The following is a 17,282-nucleotide window of genomic DNA, read 5'->3' as shown; positions in this document are numbered from 1 at the left end:
TTACATATTTAAACACAAGCAAAATGAGAAAAATCGTTTCAACTTTCGCAGTGGTTCTAGCCACAACTCTTCTATTAAGTTCATGCCACTCCTATACCGTTACCGTAGGGGAAGGTTCACAAACTGGCATAGAATACAAAGAGAAAAACCATTACCTGATTGAGGGATTGGCTCCCTTGAAAATATCCGATCCAGAAAAAATGGCTCGAGGTGCAAAGGATTATGAAGTAACCACAAAGCACACTTTCGTGGATGGATTGATTCACGTATTGACATTCGGGATATATGCCCCTACCACTACCATTGTGAGAAAGTAAAACACGCAAAATAAAAAAGAAAGGGTATCTCCAGATTACCTGTGGATACCCTTTTAAAAAAACAATCAAAAATTATTCAGCTTGCTCCGAGCATTTAATAATTCAAATTCAATAGAAATATGCCCCACTTTATCATTGACTGTTCAGAAGTGCTTTTAGAAAAGCAGCCCCCTGAAAAAATCATGAAAACGGTTTATGAAGCAGCAAGCTCATCAGACTTATTTCAGCCAGAAGATATAAAAGTCAGAATAAGACCCTTTACCTATTCATTTGGAACATTTTCACCATCCGAGATTATCCATGTCTTCGGAAATATTATGGAAGGACGAACAGCAGAGCAGAAAAATGCCCTTTCAAAAAATGTGGTAACAAAACTCAACGAGCTTTTTCCAGAACTCGCTATTGTATCGATGAATATCAGGGATTTCGATAAGAATGGATATTTCAACAAAAATATGCTCCCCTAAAATCTGGCTCAATTCAAAAACCCTTGGAGCCTGGTTTTGTATGTCTGGCCAATTGGAATCATCACTTCCGCTACCTTGATTTGGTTCCCTTCCACAAACTCAATTCGATCACGATTGATCAGGTAGGATTTATGAACCCGAATAAATCCGGGAGAAGGCAGCTTCGCCTCCAAATCTGAAATCTTATCCGGACAAATTAGCATGCCTTGGGAATGAAAAACCTTGGTGTAATTCCCCAAAGCCTGTACATAAAAAATATCGTTCAATTCCAGTTGAACATACTTTTTATCTGATTTGAGAAAGATTCTACCTGGGTATTCGACATCAGAATGCTCATTTGTCTTTCTTTCGCCGACTCTCAATTTATTGATTGCCTTTATAAATCGGTCTAAGCCAAAGGGTTTCAATAAATAATCCGTGATATCCAACTCATACCCTTCTACGGCAAATTCTTGATGGGCCGAGGTAACAATAACCTTTGGAGGATCAGATATGGATTTAAGCATTTCAAACCCAGTCAACTTGGGCATATTGATATCCAAAAAGATCAAATCAGCCTTTCCCTTTCTAAAAAATTCCAGTGCTTCAAATCCATTGTAGAAATTCCCAACCTTATTCAAGAAAGAAAAATTCTCGCAATAACCCTCAATGATTCGATGCGCAATCGGTTCGTCATCCAATATCACGTAATTGATTAGCTCCATAAAACTTCCAAGATCACTTGATGGACATCCTTATTTTTGGTGATTTGCAAAAAATGTGAGTTTGGATAGGCCAACTCCAATCTTCTTTTTAGGTTTTCCAAGCCAATTCCAGGTTTCGCATCCTGCGATTCGGGATCGAAATTATTCTCTATTTGAAATTTCAATTTTTCTGGCTCCGAAACCAAGCTAATCCTGACAAATGCTCCCTCAGTCATTTTTTCTACCCCATGCTTAAAAGCATTTTCAACAGGAACTATAAATAGCAAGGGAGAAATCATACTATCCTGTTCTATTTTTACTTCAAAATCAACCTGGGGTTCATCCCTGTGACGAAGCTGCTGCAACCCTAAAAAATTCTTGATATAATCTACCTCTTTACTCAATAATACCTCTTGCTTTTTCCCTTCATAAATTGTGTAGCGCATCATATCCGAAAGCTTTAGTACCACTTCTGGTGCCGTATCGGACTTTTCCACACAGAGTCCATAGAGGTTATTCAAAGTATTGAAAAGAAAATGCGGATTGATCTGATTTTTAAGCATGGTCAGCTCCGCTTGGTTTTTCTGACTCTCCAGATCTTTGATCCTTTTCCACTGCTCAAAAACCCAAATTATTAGAAAAAAAGGAATAGGAATCAACAACATAAGGATAGCCAGTTGATGATGTTCCCTCAAATAGGCTTCATTCCACCGAAGCAGCGTAAAAGCAATCCAAACCAAGCCATATACCAAGAAAATGGTTTTTTGGAATTTTTTGAAAAACACGGGAGCCACAAATTGTGCAATCCCCATCCAAAATAGAATGAGTAAGAATATGGAAACAGGATTATCAGGAATGTCCATCCATTGATCCAAAAGTAAAATGCCTGTCAGGAAAAGTACCAAGTAAAGAATCCTGAGTAAACTCTTCTTTCTAAGTCGGATCCTTCGAATGTAATAAAACACCAAACTGCACAACATCCACCAGGATCCTAGTATCAGGATGTTTTCAAGGTATTCGTCAAAATCAATGCGAATAAATCCCATACGCTGGAGCAAAAATGTCACGAGTATCGTCACACCTAATCCCCATCCTAGGGCCTTAAAGAAAGAAATTTTTGGAAACATCCTTCTAAGATAGCCAAGCCATGATTTTTAGAAAATAAAGATGACCAACAGTGCCTTTTTCATGATGAACCCTTTAAAATAGTCTCAACTGAAAGAATTCGATATTGTGGCTTGTTCATTCTCAATTCTGGCCTGTTAGACATTTTAATTAGATCAGATCATTTTGAATCCCAAGTTTTGGTGAAGCAAAAAAATGCCAACCATGAACCAACTTGAAATACGAAAACTCAGCAAAACCTACCCTAATGGTGTAAAAGCATTGAATGACATTTCCATCACCATAGAAAATGGAATGTTTGGTCTCTTGGGACCAAATGGAGCAGGAAAATCAAGTTTGATGAGAACAATCGCCATGCTTCAAGCAGCCGAGTCCGGAAAGATTCTCTTTAACGGTCTGGAAGTTTCACAAAATCCCCAGAAAATCCGATCCGTCTTAGGCTATTTACCCCAAGAATTTGGCGTATATCCCGGGATATCGGCCTGGGAACTGATGCAACACATGGCAGTACTCAAAGGAATTGGAAGCCCGTCGGAAAGAGGCAAACAAATTGAACAACTCCTGCATCAAACCAATCTTTTCCAACATCGAAAAAAAGCCGTCTCCTCTTTTTCAGGTGGAATGCGTCAGCGATTTGGCATTGCCCAAGCACTCCTTGGCAATCCCAAAATAATCATCGTCGATGAGCCAACAGCCGGATTGGACCCTGAAGAGCGCAACCGCTTTCTAAATCTTCTGGCAGAAATCGGAGAGCAGGTCATTGTGATCCTTTCTACCCACCTGGTTGATGATGTACAGGAGCTTTGTACGCAGATGGCTATCCTGAATCAGGGCAAAATCCTATCCAAAGGAAATCCTCAAGCCTGTACCAAGAGCCTTACCGGAAAAATATGGGCCAAGAAAATTGAAAAGCCCGACTTACCCCGACATCAATCTGAACTCGATGTGATTTCCTCCAAATTGATCGCAGGGAAAACCAAGATTCATGTTCAAGCTGAAAATTGCCCAGGTCTCGATTTTGAGCCGGTAAGTCCAAGCCTGGAAGATTACTATTTCAGCACTTTAAAAAACCAAAACCCAAAAGCATGAACCAGTTTATTCAATTAATCCGATTCGAATTGCTGATTCAACTCAAAACTTGGACAGCTCCAGTCTTTGCGCTAGCCTATTTTGGTTTTGCCTTTCTGATGGGAGGCCAGGGTACTCCCGCCTCTGAAACAGTGTTTAACTCTGAATATCAACTCTTTTTCAAGATGGGATTGCTTAGCCTAGGAGCGGTTTTTTCCATGATGTTTTTTGTGGTGAAGGCTACTCAACGGGATACTCAATCCCAAATGGAAGAATTGGTATTTGTGACACCAATTTCCAAAACAAGCTTTTTTATAACCCGCTTTTTTGGCGCCTGGCTCACTTCCTTGATGGTCATTCTTCCAGCCCTTATTGGATTTCATTTTGGGGTCGCATTCTCAGATCTTGATCCAAGCAGAATCCTAGAATTTCAATTCGGCAGCAGTCTTTCAGTAGCCTTTAAGCTTCTCATCCCCACGGTCACCACACTTGCTGCTTTGCTTTTTACAGTTGGAATTTTGACCAAAAACCCGCTTGCAACCTATGCAATGGCTGTGGCTATCTATGCCGCGTACTTTATCTGCTCCATTTTTCTCAACTCACCCCTGATGGCAAATGCAACACCTGTAGCGAGCGATAATTTGATTTGGGCAGCGGTCCTGGATCCATTCGGACTTTCCGCATTTTTTCATCAGACAAACCTCTGGACCAGTTTTGAAAAAAACCATTTAGGCGTCCAACTGTCAGGCTTTTTTGCCTGGAATAGGCTGATTTGGTTTCTAATTTCAATCAGTCTCTTAACCATGGCCTACCAACGCTTTTCATTTAGAAAGTGGAAGGGGAAACAAAAAGTCAAAAAGGAAGAGATTACTAAAGCGTTAGAGCCAGCTCAAGTAGAAAAACTGATTCCAAAAACAGGTCAATACCGAGCAGTCTTTGCATCTCACCTCCGGTCCTCTCTTCAATTTGTCTTCAAGAGTATTCCGTTCTGGACCATCTTAGCTGCCTGGCTAATCATCGCAGCAACTGAGATCTACTTTAAACTCTTCTCAGGAGGCTCTTACGAAGAAAGCTTTTATCCTGCCACCCAAATTCTCTTAGACAGAGTGCAGCAACCGCTGTTGATCTTCGGGATTTTCCTCTTATTGTTTTACAGCGCATCCCTCACATGGAGGGAAAAAGATAGCCGGATGAGCGACTTAATCCATGCTACTCCTGCCCCAAAAGGACTGCTGTTTTTAGCTAGCTGGACTACCTTGTTAATCCTAATGCTAACCATGATTAGCTTGACCGTTTTTATTGGCTTGATTTTCCAACTGGCACAACAACCATTAAGCAGCCATTCGTGGGCCCTATTCTCACTTTTCCTCAGCCCCGGCTTGAATTTGGTTTATTTCAGTACACTGTTTTTACTGATTCAGCGGTTCATACCACATAAATACTTGGGTATAGGCCTCTCTGCTATCAGTTTCGGACTTTTTGCAGGTCCCTTGAGTTCTACTGTGGGTTTGTCACATCCGCTATTTCAATTTGGAAATATCCCATTCTTAACTTACAGCGAACTAGCTGGATTTGCCATTCAAGTGAGGCCTTTCTTGCATTTAAGCCTGATTTGGGGAGTATTTACCCTGGCACTTGGGGCTTGGCTTTATTCGGTATGGGACCAAACAATTTCTCTTCGAGGTCTAAAAATACTGAGGAATACAAGCACTCGACTGGCACTTCTTTTTTCTACCCTTTTTCTGGGATTTTGGACAGGCATGTATTTGAAAACAGAACGCGAAGAAAGCTTTCCTTCAATGACCAAGCTATTGGATCAACGGGCATGGTATGAGAAAGAATTCAAAAAATATATTGATGCACCTGTTTTGGCCTATGCAGATTTACATTTTGAAATAGATATGAAGCCTTCTCAGGGAGCTTACGAGGCAATCGTGCGTGGAAAACTAGTTAACCCCAGCACACAAGCCGTTCAGGAATTATTGATTCAGGAAAAAGAAAGTTTGCATGATTTAATTCTAGAAAAAACAGAAGACTATGGCTATGTCGAAGAATTAAAGCTGTACCACATTCGCTTTAAAGAGCCAATTTTTCCCGGCGATAGTCTAGGCTTTTCATTTACCGTCAAGCCACAAAAAAACATTCTTGGTTCTCAAAAAGCCCTCGTACCGAACGGATCCTACCTCAATTTCAGGGATTTCGCTCCATTCTTTGGCTATTCTGAATCCATGGAAATCAAAGATTATGCAGAACGGAAAAAGCGAAATCTTCCTCCAAAACCCTTAGCCAATCGGATAGACACGCATAGCGGAAGTACTGAAAAAAACCTGTTTAAAGTGACTTTTGAGGCTATTGTGAAAACAGAAAAAGATCAGACTGCCTTGACGTCTGGAAAACTGATTGAAAGAAGAGTGAAGGAAAATCGAAGCATTTACCATTTCAAATCCACCGAGCCTATACTCCCTTCTCTTGCATTTTTTTCAGGCCATTACCAAAAGGATAGCCTGGATAATGGAAGCAGTCAACTCGAAGTCTACAGCCTTGAAACTCATAGCAGATTCAATTCAAAAACCCTTCAGATTATGAAGGAAGCCTTAATCTATTGCACTGAAAACTTTGGCGAATATCCTTTCAATCACTTGAAACTAGTAGAAATCCCAGGGTTTTGGGGAATTGGTGGCTATGCCCATCCCGGCGTGATCAGCATGACGGAAGACAAATATTTCCTTGTCAAAGAGGGTTCTCCTCAATTTGACCTTCAGACCAAGCGAGCGGTTCATGAAGTCGCACACCAGTGGTTTGGACACCTATTGGCTCCACGAAATGTACCGGGAGCCACATTATTTGTGGAAGGATTGGCTAAGTATGCGGAAGTATTGCTTTTGGAAAAAATGATTGGAAAATCGACCACTTGGTACCTTAGTGACCAAGCCAACAGAACCTATTTTACAGGGAGAGCCATTTCCACAAAGCCAGAAAACAGCCTTTCCGAACAAGAAAATCAAAGCTATTTGGCCTATGGAAAAAGTTTGTCAGCATTTCTTGCTGCTAGAGATCTTTTGGGAGAAAAAGAACTTAATAGCATCATTCGAGAGCTGGTGGACACTTCGCGCAGCCAAGCCAAGCCGGTGGTTGATTCCCAGCTTTTACTTGAGAAAATGATGGAGAAAACATCACCTGAGGGGCAAGAACTTCTTGTAGACTGGTTTCAGAAAATTATCACATATGACATTCGGATTATAAATACAAATATTGAAAAAGCGGAAAATGGGTTTACACAGGTCACAATTGATTATGAAGCGAATAAAATGGAACGACAGGCTGATGGTTCAGAATTGGAAATATACATGGATGAGGAGATGGAATTAGCCACATTTTTAACACATCCAAAAAACATCCAAAATGAACAAGAAATCATCCTCTCACAAAAAGTGCGAATAAAGTCAGGAAAAGGGCAACTAAAGGTCAGGTTGGACAAAATCCCTAAGATCATTGCTCTTGACCCTTGGGGTACGCGGCCAGACCAAAATCGAGAGGATAATTTTATGGAGATTAAGGCGAGAAAGGCAATAAGGTAAAACCCTTCTTGACTTGTCTGGCAATTATTATCCTGAACCCAATTAATAAAAATAATCAGACCTAACTTTTTTGAATTCCAATTTCCCTAAATTCGTCAAATAGGGGTATAGCATGGCTAATAAATTACCGGTTTGGTGATCGAGATATTTATCGTTGATCTCGATTTCATAAATAGAGGAATTATAAAGCCAAGTATTACTGAAACCAATCATTCGTTCAATTAAAAATTTCCGCTCTGTAGAAAATTCAAACTCACGGAGAAGCCCTTTGTCCGTCAAATACCTCATAAGAAATTCATACCCTTCAAATCGCTTGAGGTAAACTGCTTCAAAATGAGCTTTTATCGATTGATTCAACCTCAGTAAATTGTATAGATCAGTCCAGAAAAACCGATAATCTACCATTCGTTTCATACTAAGGTGCATATCTCGTTTGATGCTTTGAAAGGAAATTTCCTGTATACCCAATTGTTCAACCCTTTTGTCAAATTCCTGAACCATTTCAAAATACAGGGCCTCTAAGATATCATCTCTGGTTTTGAAGTGATAGTTCAAATTCCCTGAACTCATCTGCAATTCTGAGGCTATCATCCTGATTGTCACATTACTAAAACCCAAATCATTAAAAAGCAATCTGGCTGCTGTCAGTATTTTTATTTTCGTATCCAATTTTTTAATTAGTAAACTTGTCCTAATTCAGATTATTTTAGTAAACTTGTCCTAAAGTTAGGGATTTTATAATCGCGGAATAGTATTCTGATAACCCATCTGGATAAAATCTTTCCCGCAAAAATCAAAAAGAGTAAAATGGGGTCATTATTTAAGTCGGAAAAGGGTAAGCAGGAAATACTTCAGCTCTACGACCAAAAACTGGAAAGTCTTTCTGTTGATTTTTCATATAAAACAATCCATACCAGCTTCGGAAAAACCAACATCATTTCTACAGGAAATCCACAAAAACCTCCCATTATTCTTATTCATGGTTCAAACGGAAATGCACCAATTGCCTTAGAAACCTATAAAGATTTGCTGGATTCGTTTTCTGTATACGCTGTTGACGTTTTAGCTCAGCCTAATAAAAGTGCAGAGACACGCCTAAGTATGCAGGATGATTCTTATGGTAAATGGATGCATGAAATTATTGATGAGTTGAAGCTCCAGAATGTCATTCTTGCTGGATTTTCATTTGGAGGATTAGTCATTCTCAAAACGCTCATTCACAATGAGCAGAAAATCAAGGAAGTTTTCCTTACTGCACCTGCTTATGTGGTAAATGGAAATCCCCTTAAAGCACTCTTTCGGTTTTTCATTCCTATGAAACGGTATATGAAAACCAAAAAGAAAAAATATCTCGACCGGTTTTTAGCCGCCGCATTCACAGAGAAAGATGAATATGCAGAGAAAAGTTTAGCCCTGATATTTACCCATTTTACCATGGATTTCACTCCCGTACCTGTAATTAAAACCGCTGATGCTATGAAGATAAGCAGCCCTATCACTTTGATTGCAGCGGAAAATGACATTCTATTTCCAGGAGGTAAAATGATCAGGCGAGCGAAGAAAATTTTCCCCTCGCTGAAAAGCACCGTATTACTGGAGGACTCAAAGCATGTCCAAAGTAAAGAGGAAAATCAAAGAATAGCGGCGATCATCAAGAATAACGCACAGGTGTAAATCCTGCTCAAATCAATTCTATGAACAAAAGAAAAACAGCTCTTCTCTCCGGTTGGGCACTAATTATCATGGCCATTCTAGCAGGCTTTTCCATAGGATATGCCCTGCCAGAATTTAACCAACCTGAAACTCTTGGATCCCTAAAGGATTTAATTGATACCCGCCAAATTCTATATGTGAGTATGCTCTTCGGATTGTTGATGATTGTTTTGCTAGACCTTCTCGTGAGCTATACCTTGTACAAATACTTCGAAGAAACAAGCAAGAAATACGCTCTCATCGCAGCGGCAGCAAGAATCCTGTATACACTCATTTTTGGTGTAGCCATCTATTTCCTGATACTCAATGCGGCCAATGAAGACTTATCCAATCCACAGATAAACCAAAATTTCCGCCTTTTTGAAGCTATTTGGAATGGAGGCTTGGTGATTTTTGGAGTGCATCTATCCCTTATCGGGTACCTAATGATGTTGGAAAACACCATCCCTAGACTCTTGGTGTTTTTTGCCCTCTTTGCTGGACTATGCTATGTAGTAGTCCATTCCTTAAAACTAGTTTCCGCTAATCTACCCTTCCTTTCACATCTTGAACTAGGACTGGCCTTTCCCATGGCCTTAGGCGAACTCACCTTTGCAGTTTGGTTGATTGCAAAGGGAGGAAAGCCTTCCAAAGTACCCAGCTTACAATAAATACAAAAAATAAACTCAGCATCTACCTAATAACACTATATACGACTATGAAAAGTACAAAGCCTTATTGGAACACATTAATTCTCCCAACTTTACTACTTGTATTTGGAAGTGCCTGCACTAAAACATCCAATGAATTGGAAAATGGAAAAGCAAGGCTAGAAAATGAAATCCGCGGTCAGGTAAAGTTTTTGGAAGAGCAGGAAAATCTAAGTTCTATCAAAGATAAAATGGTAGACTACAAAATACCGGCCCTTTCACTTGCTGTTATCAGCCAAGGAAAAATTGCCTGGACTGAAACCTATCAAAATGAAAATTTCGAACAGCAGCCCAAGTTAGACTGTACCAGTATTTTCCAAGCAGCATCCCTGTCAAAACCCGTGACATTTCTTGCGGCACTGCGAATGCATGCCGAGGGTAAAATAGACCTGGATAAAAATATTCAAGAATACTTGAAAGAATTTGTTCTTCCAGCTGGCCAGCAAACTCCCGATAATCCAGTAACCTTTCGAAATATTTTTTCTCATACCTCAGGAATAAGCCCGGGAGGCTATCAGGGTTATGAAAGAACCCATGAAATGCCAACTGACTTGAATGTTTTAAGAGGAAGTACCGGTGTAAACACATCACCTATAGAAGTTGTGTCAGCTCCAAATGAAATGCTGGCTTATTCGGGAGGTGGGTACACCTTAGCCGAATTGGCACTTCAGGACATATTTAAAGATGAATTCTCAAATATCATGAAAGAGTGGATTCTTGAACCCGCAAGAATGAAAAATGCTGAATTCACACAGCCTTTGCCTGAATCAGAGATACATCGAGTTGCAAAAGGTTATAGCCAGTCAGGAGACTTGATTGAAGGGGGATGGAGAAATCATCCGGAGCAAGCTGCGGCAGGACTTTGGAGCAATTCTACGGACCTGGCAAAATTTCTGATCGAGATTTATAATGCTTATCAGGGTCATTCTTCAATATTTTCAGCCTCAGATATCAAAACTATCCTAAGTCATGAGCGGGACGGTCATGTGTACGGTTTCATCGTTAATCGTTCCGAAAATGACATTTCACTTACGCATTACGGAGGTAATGTCGGCTATCGTACAGGAATGACAATAAGCCTAACAAGCGGAAATGGTCTGGTCTATTTAATAAACTCTGATAATGGCGGTGCTCTAGGAAATGAACTCTTGCTATCTGCATCACAGATATATGATTGGCAGCATTTTAAACAAACCGAGGCAAAACGCAAGCCTATTGATTCCAGCGTTTTAAAGGAATTGTCCGGAAAATACAAATGGAATGATCAGGTTGATTTATCCATTGCTTTCAATGAAGACAAAAATCAAATTTCACTTTTCTTCCCGAATGGAGATGAATATGAACTTGTACCAATTGTCGGGGATGAACTTGGTTTCATCCATGGAAATACTGGAATACAAGTTTCTTTTACGAACGATGCAGAGAAGCCCTCATTCATGCTATATGGCCAAGCTGCAGTTAAATTATAGATAAATAAAAATCCAACCCTTTAGTCTGTCTAATATAGCGTGATTGAGTAAATTTAAAATAATCTAGTGGCTTGATAGTAAGGAGTCTTGGAAAGCACGATTCCTGTTTTAGCTGTAGCAAATTTTAATAAAAAACACAATGAAGATAACTTTAACCGCAATACTACTTCTACTTATCGGCATCAATCAGGTAAAATCACAGGATACTGAACAAATTGTGATCGGTACGAAACATTCAATTAAGTCCACTATTCTTAGCGAAGACAGAGAATATTGGATAAGTCTTCCTGATTCGTACCATCATTTAGAATCATCCTACAGGACCTATCCCTTGCTCATTCTTTTGGATGGAAATCTTCATTTTAAGTCCATCACAGGATTGGTCAACTACATGAGTGCTGATGCATATGGAAGCAGAACCCTTCCCGAAATGATTGTGGTTGGTATTCGAAGTATGGATAGAGAAAGAGACTATACTCCCGATAAAATCGTAACTGTAAGAGAAAATAATACAGGAGGTGGAGATAATTTTCTGGGTTTCTTGGAAGAAGAGCTAATTCCCGAATTGGATCAAAAATACAGAACAGAGCCTTATCGAATTCTTTTTGGCCATTCTTTAGGTGGTTTGTTAGCGACTTATACTTTTATGAAAGAAAGGACCCTTTTCAATGCCTTTATTGCTATTGACCCGAGTTTTGGGACTTGGGATGCTGAAACCATGGATAAAAAGCTGGTTTCCATGACTGAGCAGTCATTTTCACGGTACATTTACATAGCTACAGCCAATTGGGGCAAAAGAAACCTTCGAAATCGAGATCGCCATGTTCGGTTCTATGAGGCATTGAATAATAAATCACCTAGTGAACTTCATGCAAAATTGGAGTACTTCGAAAAGGAGGATCATAGCTCTGTGCCCATCCTTGCTTTTTATAGTGGAATCTCAGCCATATTTGAAGGTTATGGACTCTCCTATCGTGAGGTGGACGACATAGCCCAACTTACCCTACATTTTCGGGCAATTTCGGAGCGACTTTCGTACAATTTCTCTCCTCCTGAGTACCTCGTAAACCAACTTGGATATAGATTACTCCGAAGTAAAAATGCTGTAGATCAAGCCAAGGCACTTGAATATTTTAAATTGAATGTTGAAAACTACCCCAAATCTGCTAATTCCTATGATAGTTTGGGAGAAGCTTTTGAAACCGTAGGCGAAACACAGAAAGCAATCGAAAACTATAAAAAATCCCTAGAGCTTAATTCAGAAAATGAGCATGCCCGAATGAGAATAAGGGAATTAACAAAAAAGGATTAAATGATTTAAATATCAAATCGAACAAAAAAAAGGAGCTTAAAGCCACCCTTCATCCGCAAAGGAATAATTCCCTTCGGGGGTCACGATGACATGGTCCTACAGCGGCAAATCTAAGGCTCTTCCATTCCAATTTCCACCACTCTCTTTGTCAATTGCTTGTCCTGCTTTGAGGGACTTAGATTCCCCGACGGATGATTATGAGCTGCGATCATTGAAGAGGCATTGGCTCTCAAGGCAGTCGCAAACACTATCTTTGGATCCATGACCGTCCCCGAGGTTCCCCCGCTACTAACCGTACAGATTCCTTATATCCGATTGGTCCGGTTGAGCAGCATCAGTTGAAAATCCTCCACAAGCGCTATTCTGCCTTTTTCCCAAAAATCCAAAAATACCTGATAAGCTTATCGAGAGGAACTCACATTCGGTCTTTGACAGGCCTTGACATTACAACTGTACCCGATGGATATCTCTGCCATTGTACTCAAATCGTTTTTCTAAAAGTATGTAAACACAATATTCCATCACAATTCAAAAAAAAAGCAGCCCCGAAGAACTGCTCTCTTAAATGTCGGGGTGACAGGATTTGAACCTGCGACCACACGCCCCCCAGACGTGTACGCTAACCGGACTGCGCCACACCCCGATTCGTGAACAAATCTATTAATTTTATCCTTTTGATGGAAAAGCTAAATCAGTTTTTAAAGATCAAATCAAATAATTTCCTGAGTATCAGTTAATCATTTTTATTCTTAAAAAACACGGATTGGAAGGTATTGCTACAGCAAGCCTCACATAAACAGGATTCCGACTGAATACTTTGAGCTTTTCGCATGGCTTCGAGACCATTATTGAATGGACCTAAATAATCACGCTCTAAAGCATCAGGAATAAAATCACATTCGCGATGGTGAATCTCGAATTTGCCAGCTTCATTTGGTTTTGATGAAAGATAAAAGAATTTCATAGAAAAGGGATACAATTTGATATCCAAAAATACTACTTCAAAAAGTGCCAAAAAATACCCAGAACTGGGTATTTTTTGGGGGTTTTCTTACTTTTTTTTGGGAAATCCATCAATTTTCCCTCTTCGAATCTCCGACTGTCGCATCGGCATCGCATCTATGATTTTTGAAATTTGATCCAGCTCTGGACTGCCTTTTCCACTGCGCTTCAGTCCTCCATCCAAGCCGATCAGAAACCAGTTTTCAGAAGGTCGAACCTCCATCATTTTCTCGAAGGATTCCAAATCAATCTCTCCCTCGTAATTGCTGGCATTCAAACTGTCACCTTGAAACTGAAAATAAAGCAGCTTTCGATCTTCCAGTTCTTTATCCTCCACTTGCTCCAAGGATGCTTCCTTGATTATTAAAATTCGATTCTCCCATCGAAAGTCTTTTAAGGCTTTGGCTCGCTCCATTTGTACATTTCCAAAAATTAAAATAAACCAACTGAATCCAAGTAGTAACATAGCTAATTAACTGAAGGCAAGAGCGATTGTTATCCTAAGCCGTAGTAGCGCTCCACCAAGTACTCCCACTCCTCGTCTAAGGTCATATTCGGTCGAGCCTCCCCCGCCCTTCTGTACCAGTAGTCCGCATTCCACTGATCCCCTTCTTTGCGATGAAGGTAGGCATGAATTCGAGCTGCATCTTTCCCCTCCAATTGATCTACTTGATCGTGCGCCTTTTCCCAATTATCCTTGGCATCTAACCAAAGTGATAGCAAAATAGGGTTCTTTTCTAAGTCGCTTTCCTTTTGATTAATAAAATCTTCCCCTTTCTTGTGATGAAGCTTAGTCATGGCTTTTTTACATTTATCCTAACAATTGAAATTAACTGCTCTCAAACTTATGCGCAAGTTTCCGCTCTTACTTTTGCTCTTTCTGGGGATTGTACCCCTCTGTATCTCTCAAGGAAATCTTTCCCTTCAGCAAAAACTGGATTTGTTGTCGGCCGATTTCAAGGGTGAATTGGGAGTCTACGTGGAGCACCTTTCCAATGGAGAGTCCGCTCAACTCAATGCTGATAGTATATTTCCCACTGCAAGTATTGTGAAAATCCCTATTCTGCTGGGGATTTTTGATAAGATTGAAAAAGAAGAGCTTCACTATCACCAATCCTTGATTTACAGGGATTCGATCAAGTACGGCGGATCTGGCTTGATGCAATTTTTCCAAGATTCTACCCAAACAGACCTTAGGACATTGATAGCACTGATGCTCAGTTACTCAGACAATACGGCCTCTCTTTGGCTTCAAACCTTGGCAGGCGGTGGAGAGACGATTAATCCACTATTGGAAAAATGGGGCTACCTCCATACCCGGGTCAATAGCCGCACTCAAGGCCGAGCCAAGAATTGGGAAAACTATGGCTGGGGACAAACTTCCCCAAGAGAAATGGCCAACCTCTTACGAAAAATTCATGAAGGATCACTTTTCGGTCCTGCCTACTCCGAGCAAATGAGCCGACTATTATCCAATAGCTTTTACACCGAATACGCCCTTTCTCAAATTCCGCCAACAGTCAATGTGCTCAGTAAGCAGGGCATGGTCAATGCTTCCCGCTCAGAGGTCTTGCTGGCCAATGCCCCAAAGGGCGACTATGTGCTCGCTATTTTTACCAAAAATAATGAAGATGAAAGCTGGGAATATACCAATGAAGCCTGGTCTCTTAGTAGGAAAATCTCAAATATGGTCTGGGACCATTTCCACTCCAAATCCCCCTATATGGTTCCCAAGGAATCCGAAAAGTTTCTGAAAGGCCTGAGTTATTAATACGCTAGCGGATCAAAAAATAAGGTAGCGATCAAAAAGGATAAAACCGAAACCACAAAACCAAACATAAACACGGTGTAGCTTTTTCTGAGAAGTCGGTATTTCTTGGCTAAGACCTTTCCCAGAAAATAAATATCCCGTGTCATCGTGCCGTAAAGGTACTCGCTATCCTCCATCATTTCTTTTACGCCTGACAGATAGTTGTCTAGCGACATCTGATGAAAATTTCCGAAATAGAGCAAATTTCCCTGCTTCTTCTGAATATCTTCAGGGGTAATCATGCCCTTGGTCACCTTGGGCCTCGTGGCCAAAATCGCAAAAATCATCGCTCCCAAGCAGGTAGAAATCAATAAAATGGCAGGTATTGTGTAGTTGGGGAATTCTTCCAGTTTTCGGATCAAAACCGTGACCACTATAGAGATGATGATCGAGTTGACCGAAATCATGATATTGGCTTTGTTGTCCGCAAGTGCGGAAAGCTGCAGGTGATTGGAGGAGGTCACTCGAAACATAGTCTCTATGCCTCGATTCGATTTAGTTTTCTTTTTTTTTTCACCCTTTTTGATGGAGCTCTTCGATTCCAATTCTTTGATTTTCTTATCTAAAACCTCCAAGTTTTTCATTTTCAAGGGTTCAAGGGATTTTTTTCCAAATTCGGTATGGTATCGATGGGCTGAAGTAAATTCCCTCGAGCTTTTCAGCCAGTCCAACTCTGTGGAATCAAGGGATTTCAGGTTTTCAAGTTCCTGCTTCAGGCACATTGTATAATCCAAAAAATCGGGAGTGCTCAAGTGATACATATCCGCATCACAAAGTATCTCCTCTAATTTACTCTTAGGCTTCTGAGGGACTTTGGTTGCTCTGATGGCAGATTTGATACGGTCTATTCTCTGCTGTGCCAATCCTAACTCCTCCAGACAGGTCTGCGCCAGCTCCGCTCCTCTCTCTTCATGGCCATCTCCTAAACCATCCCAATAGCCCGTATCATGAAGCCAAGCAGCATAAAACAAGTCGGCTCGATCTTCTTCACCCAATCCCTCCTCGAGGGCTATCTCTCTGGATTTCTCGACGATCAATAGCGTGTGATCGAGATTATGATAACAGACCTCTTTTTTGAGGCGTTGCTGAAACATTTCACGAATCCAAGATTCGAACTTTTCGCGTTGGTTTTCCACTTATAAGGCTGAAATTGATACTTGTCCAAACGAAAGTTAAAAGACTTCCTTTAAAATAACTATGAATACTGCTAAAATCTCTTTGCTTTCTGCTTTACTCCTCACCCAATGTGCTGAAAAAAGAGACTTTTCGCAGGATTACTCGCTTCCGCAAGGATATCAATTGGAGCAGCACACCACCCTCTATTTACCCGATGCCTTGGAAGAAATATCCGGTCTGGAATGGAAAGACAATGGGGAGCTTTGGGGCATAGAAGATGAATCATCCATTCTATATCAGATTGATCCTGAATCAGGTAAAATCCTGAAAAAACAGAAATTCTCCAAAAACAAGGATATTGAGGATCTGCTAGTGTATCGGGACACTGCTTATGTTTTGCAGAGCAATGGTGACCTCTACGAAGTCAGTGCTCCCATGACTGATGATTTTTTGACCCGACGATATGATTTCCCAATCGATCAGAAAAGAGACTTTGAGGCTATTGTAACCTTAGATACAGAACCATCTCTTTTGCTTTTTTGTAAGGTGTGTAAATGGGACAAAAATCCCTCCAGGTCATCCGTCTATCGCTTTGACTTGGTCTCCAAAACCTATCAAACAGATCCTTACATGGTGCTAAAAAGAGAAGATTTACAAGCTGCATTTCCCGAAAAGGACTTAAGCCAGGTCAAAATGCAACCTGCAGCAGCAGCCATTCATCCCATCACTAGGGAGTTGTATTTGATGTCCTCTACGGATCGATGGCTACTAGTCATGAGTCAGCAGGGTGATTTCCTAGAGTTTCACCAACTTCCAGCTTCCTACTTTAAGCAGCCCGAGGGGATTACCTTTGACGCTAAAGGCAACCTGTACATATCCAATGAAGCCCGAGATGGCAGACCAAATATACTGCTATTTCCTTATCAGCCATGA

At 40.6% G+C, this 17,282-nt stretch carries 18 protein-coding genes and 1 tRNA gene; 10 read left to right on the top strand and 9 right to left on the bottom strand.

Going from position 1 to position 17,282, the window contains the following annotated elements; translation table 11 throughout:
• Positions 1 to 23 precede the first annotated feature (23 nt).
• A complete protein-coding gene (locus BLQ57_RS02275; protein WP_087939541.1) occupies positions 24 to 317 on the top strand; it encodes a Bor family protein in 294 nt (97 codons plus the stop codon).
• 119 nt (positions 318 to 436) lie between these two features.
• The gene (locus BLQ57_RS02270) at positions 437 to 784 is read left to right on the top strand and encodes a 5-carboxymethyl-2-hydroxymuconate Delta-isomerase (protein WP_087939540.1); all 348 of its coding nucleotides are present in this window, start codon (positions 437 to 439) and stop codon (positions 782 to 784) included.
• Positions 785 to 792: 8 nt separating this feature from the next.
• Here the strand turns inward: BLQ57_RS02270 and BLQ57_RS02265 are convergent, their stop codons facing one another.
• On the bottom strand, positions 793 to 1,488 hold the full coding sequence (locus BLQ57_RS02265) for a LytR/AlgR family response regulator transcription factor (RefSeq protein WP_087939539.1): 696 nt from the start codon (positions 1,486 to 1,488) through the stop codon (positions 793 to 795).
• Positions 1,479 to 2,594, bottom strand: coding sequence for a sensor histidine kinase (locus tag BLQ57_RS02260; RefSeq protein WP_087939538.1), 1,116 nt, complete (start codon positions 2,592 to 2,594; stop codon positions 1,479 to 1,481). The genes BLQ57_RS02265 and BLQ57_RS02260 overlap by 10 nt, the downstream gene beginning before the upstream one ends.
• Positions 2,595 to 2,796: 202 nt before the next feature.
• Between BLQ57_RS02260 and BLQ57_RS02255 the strand changes: the two genes are divergently transcribed.
• Both BLQ57_RS02255 and BLQ57_RS02250 read left to right on the top strand, forming a co-directional pair.
• Positions 2,797 to 3,681 carry an ABC transporter ATP-binding protein gene (locus BLQ57_RS02255; protein ID WP_087939574.1) on the top strand — a complete coding sequence of 295 codons (885 nt, stop codon included), beginning with the start codon at positions 2,797 to 2,799 and terminating at the stop codon, positions 3,679 to 3,681.
• Positions 3,678 to 7,238 carry an ABC transporter permease/M1 family aminopeptidase gene (locus BLQ57_RS02250; RefSeq protein WP_087939537.1) on the top strand — a complete coding sequence of 1,187 codons (3,561 nt, stop codon included), beginning with the start codon at positions 3,678 to 3,680 and terminating at the stop codon, positions 7,236 to 7,238. The genes BLQ57_RS02255 and BLQ57_RS02250 overlap by 4 nt, the downstream gene beginning before the upstream one ends.
• A 42-nt stretch (positions 7,239 to 7,280) precedes the next feature.
• Here the strand turns inward: BLQ57_RS02250 and BLQ57_RS02245 are convergent, their stop codons facing one another.
• Positions 7,281 to 7,907 carry a TetR/AcrR family transcriptional regulator gene (locus BLQ57_RS02245; protein ID WP_087939536.1) on the bottom strand — a complete coding sequence of 209 codons (627 nt, stop codon included), beginning with the start codon at positions 7,905 to 7,907 and terminating at the stop codon, positions 7,281 to 7,283.
• A gap of 138 nt (positions 7,908 to 8,045) precedes the next feature.
• On the opposite strand from BLQ57_RS02245, the gene BLQ57_RS02240 reads away from it, so the two are divergent.
• The 4 genes from BLQ57_RS02240 (at position 8,046) to BLQ57_RS02225 (ending at position 12,421) form a co-directional block, all read left to right on the top strand.
• Positions 8,046 to 8,912, top strand: coding sequence for an alpha/beta fold hydrolase (locus BLQ57_RS02240; protein ID WP_087939535.1), 867 nt, complete (start codon positions 8,046 to 8,048; stop codon positions 8,910 to 8,912).
• 20 nt (positions 8,913 to 8,932) lie between these two features.
• Complete coding sequence (locus BLQ57_RS02235; protein WP_087939534.1) at positions 8,933 to 9,601, top strand: DUF4386 domain-containing protein; 669 nt, start codon at positions 8,933 to 8,935, stop codon at positions 9,599 to 9,601.
• 47 nt (positions 9,602 to 9,648) lie between these two features.
• A complete protein-coding gene (locus tag BLQ57_RS02230) occupies positions 9,649 to 11,109 on the top strand; it encodes a serine hydrolase domain-containing protein (protein WP_087939533.1) in 1,461 nt (486 codons plus the stop codon).
• A gap of 139 nt (positions 11,110 to 11,248) precedes the next feature.
• Positions 11,249 to 12,421: an alpha/beta hydrolase-fold protein gene (locus BLQ57_RS02225; protein ID WP_087939532.1), complete on the top strand. Its 1,173-nt coding sequence runs from the start codon at positions 11,249 to 11,251 to the stop codon at positions 12,419 to 12,421.
• Between the two features lie 110 nt (positions 12,422 to 12,531).
• Here BLQ57_RS02225 and BLQ57_RS21405 read toward each other — a convergent pair whose 3' ends face one another.
• From BLQ57_RS21405 to BLQ57_RS02200, 5 genes are all read right to left on the bottom strand, one after another.
• Positions 12,532 to 12,684: a JAB domain-containing protein gene (locus tag BLQ57_RS21405; RefSeq protein WP_240507808.1), complete on the bottom strand. Its 153-nt coding sequence runs from the start codon at positions 12,682 to 12,684 to the stop codon at positions 12,532 to 12,534.
• A 305-nt stretch (positions 12,685 to 12,989) separates the two neighbouring features.
• Positions 12,990 to 13,064 (bottom strand) — tRNA-Pro (locus tag BLQ57_RS02215).
• A gap of 90 nt (positions 13,065 to 13,154) precedes the next feature.
• Positions 13,155 to 13,385 carry a hypothetical protein gene (locus BLQ57_RS02210; protein ID WP_087939573.1) on the bottom strand — a complete coding sequence of 77 codons (231 nt, stop codon included), beginning with the start codon at positions 13,383 to 13,385 and terminating at the stop codon, positions 13,155 to 13,157.
• Between the two features lie 87 nt (positions 13,386 to 13,472).
• Positions 13,473 to 13,889 (bottom strand): DUF4174 domain-containing protein, encoded by a 417-nt coding sequence (locus BLQ57_RS02205; RefSeq protein WP_087939531.1) that lies wholly within the window; start codon positions 13,887 to 13,889, stop codon positions 13,473 to 13,475.
• A gap of 29 nt (positions 13,890 to 13,918) precedes the next feature.
• A complete protein-coding gene (locus tag BLQ57_RS02200; protein WP_240507807.1) occupies positions 13,919 to 14,221 on the bottom strand; it encodes a hypothetical protein in 303 nt (100 codons plus the stop codon).
• 49 nt (positions 14,222 to 14,270) lie between these two features.
• On the opposite strand from BLQ57_RS02200, the gene BLQ57_RS02195 reads away from it, so the two are divergent.
• Entirely contained in the window at positions 14,271 to 15,194 is a 924-nt protein-coding gene (locus BLQ57_RS02195) for a serine hydrolase (RefSeq protein WP_087939530.1), read from the top strand.
• Here BLQ57_RS02195 and BLQ57_RS02190 read toward each other — a convergent pair.
• Positions 15,191 to 16,327: a Pycsar system effector family protein gene (locus BLQ57_RS02190; RefSeq protein ID WP_240507806.1), complete on the bottom strand. Its 1,137-nt coding sequence runs from the start codon at positions 16,325 to 16,327 to the stop codon at positions 15,191 to 15,193. The two genes, BLQ57_RS02195 and BLQ57_RS02190, sit on opposite strands and share 4 nt — an antisense overlap.
• A gap of 103 nt (positions 16,328 to 16,430) precedes the next feature.
• On the opposite strand from BLQ57_RS02190, the gene BLQ57_RS02185 reads away from it, so the two are divergent.
• Entirely contained in the window at positions 16,431 to 17,282 is an 852-nt protein-coding gene (locus BLQ57_RS02185) for an SdiA-regulated domain-containing protein (protein ID WP_087939528.1), read from the top strand.

The organism is Algoriphagus faecimaris (assembly GCF_900101705.1).
In the GTDB taxonomy this organism is placed as follows: Bacteria; Bacteroidota; Bacteroidia; order Cytophagales; family Cyclobacteriaceae; genus Algoriphagus; species Algoriphagus faecimaris.
Note: the sequence above shows the minus strand (reverse complement) of the source record. Positions and strands in the feature narration are given on the sequence as shown.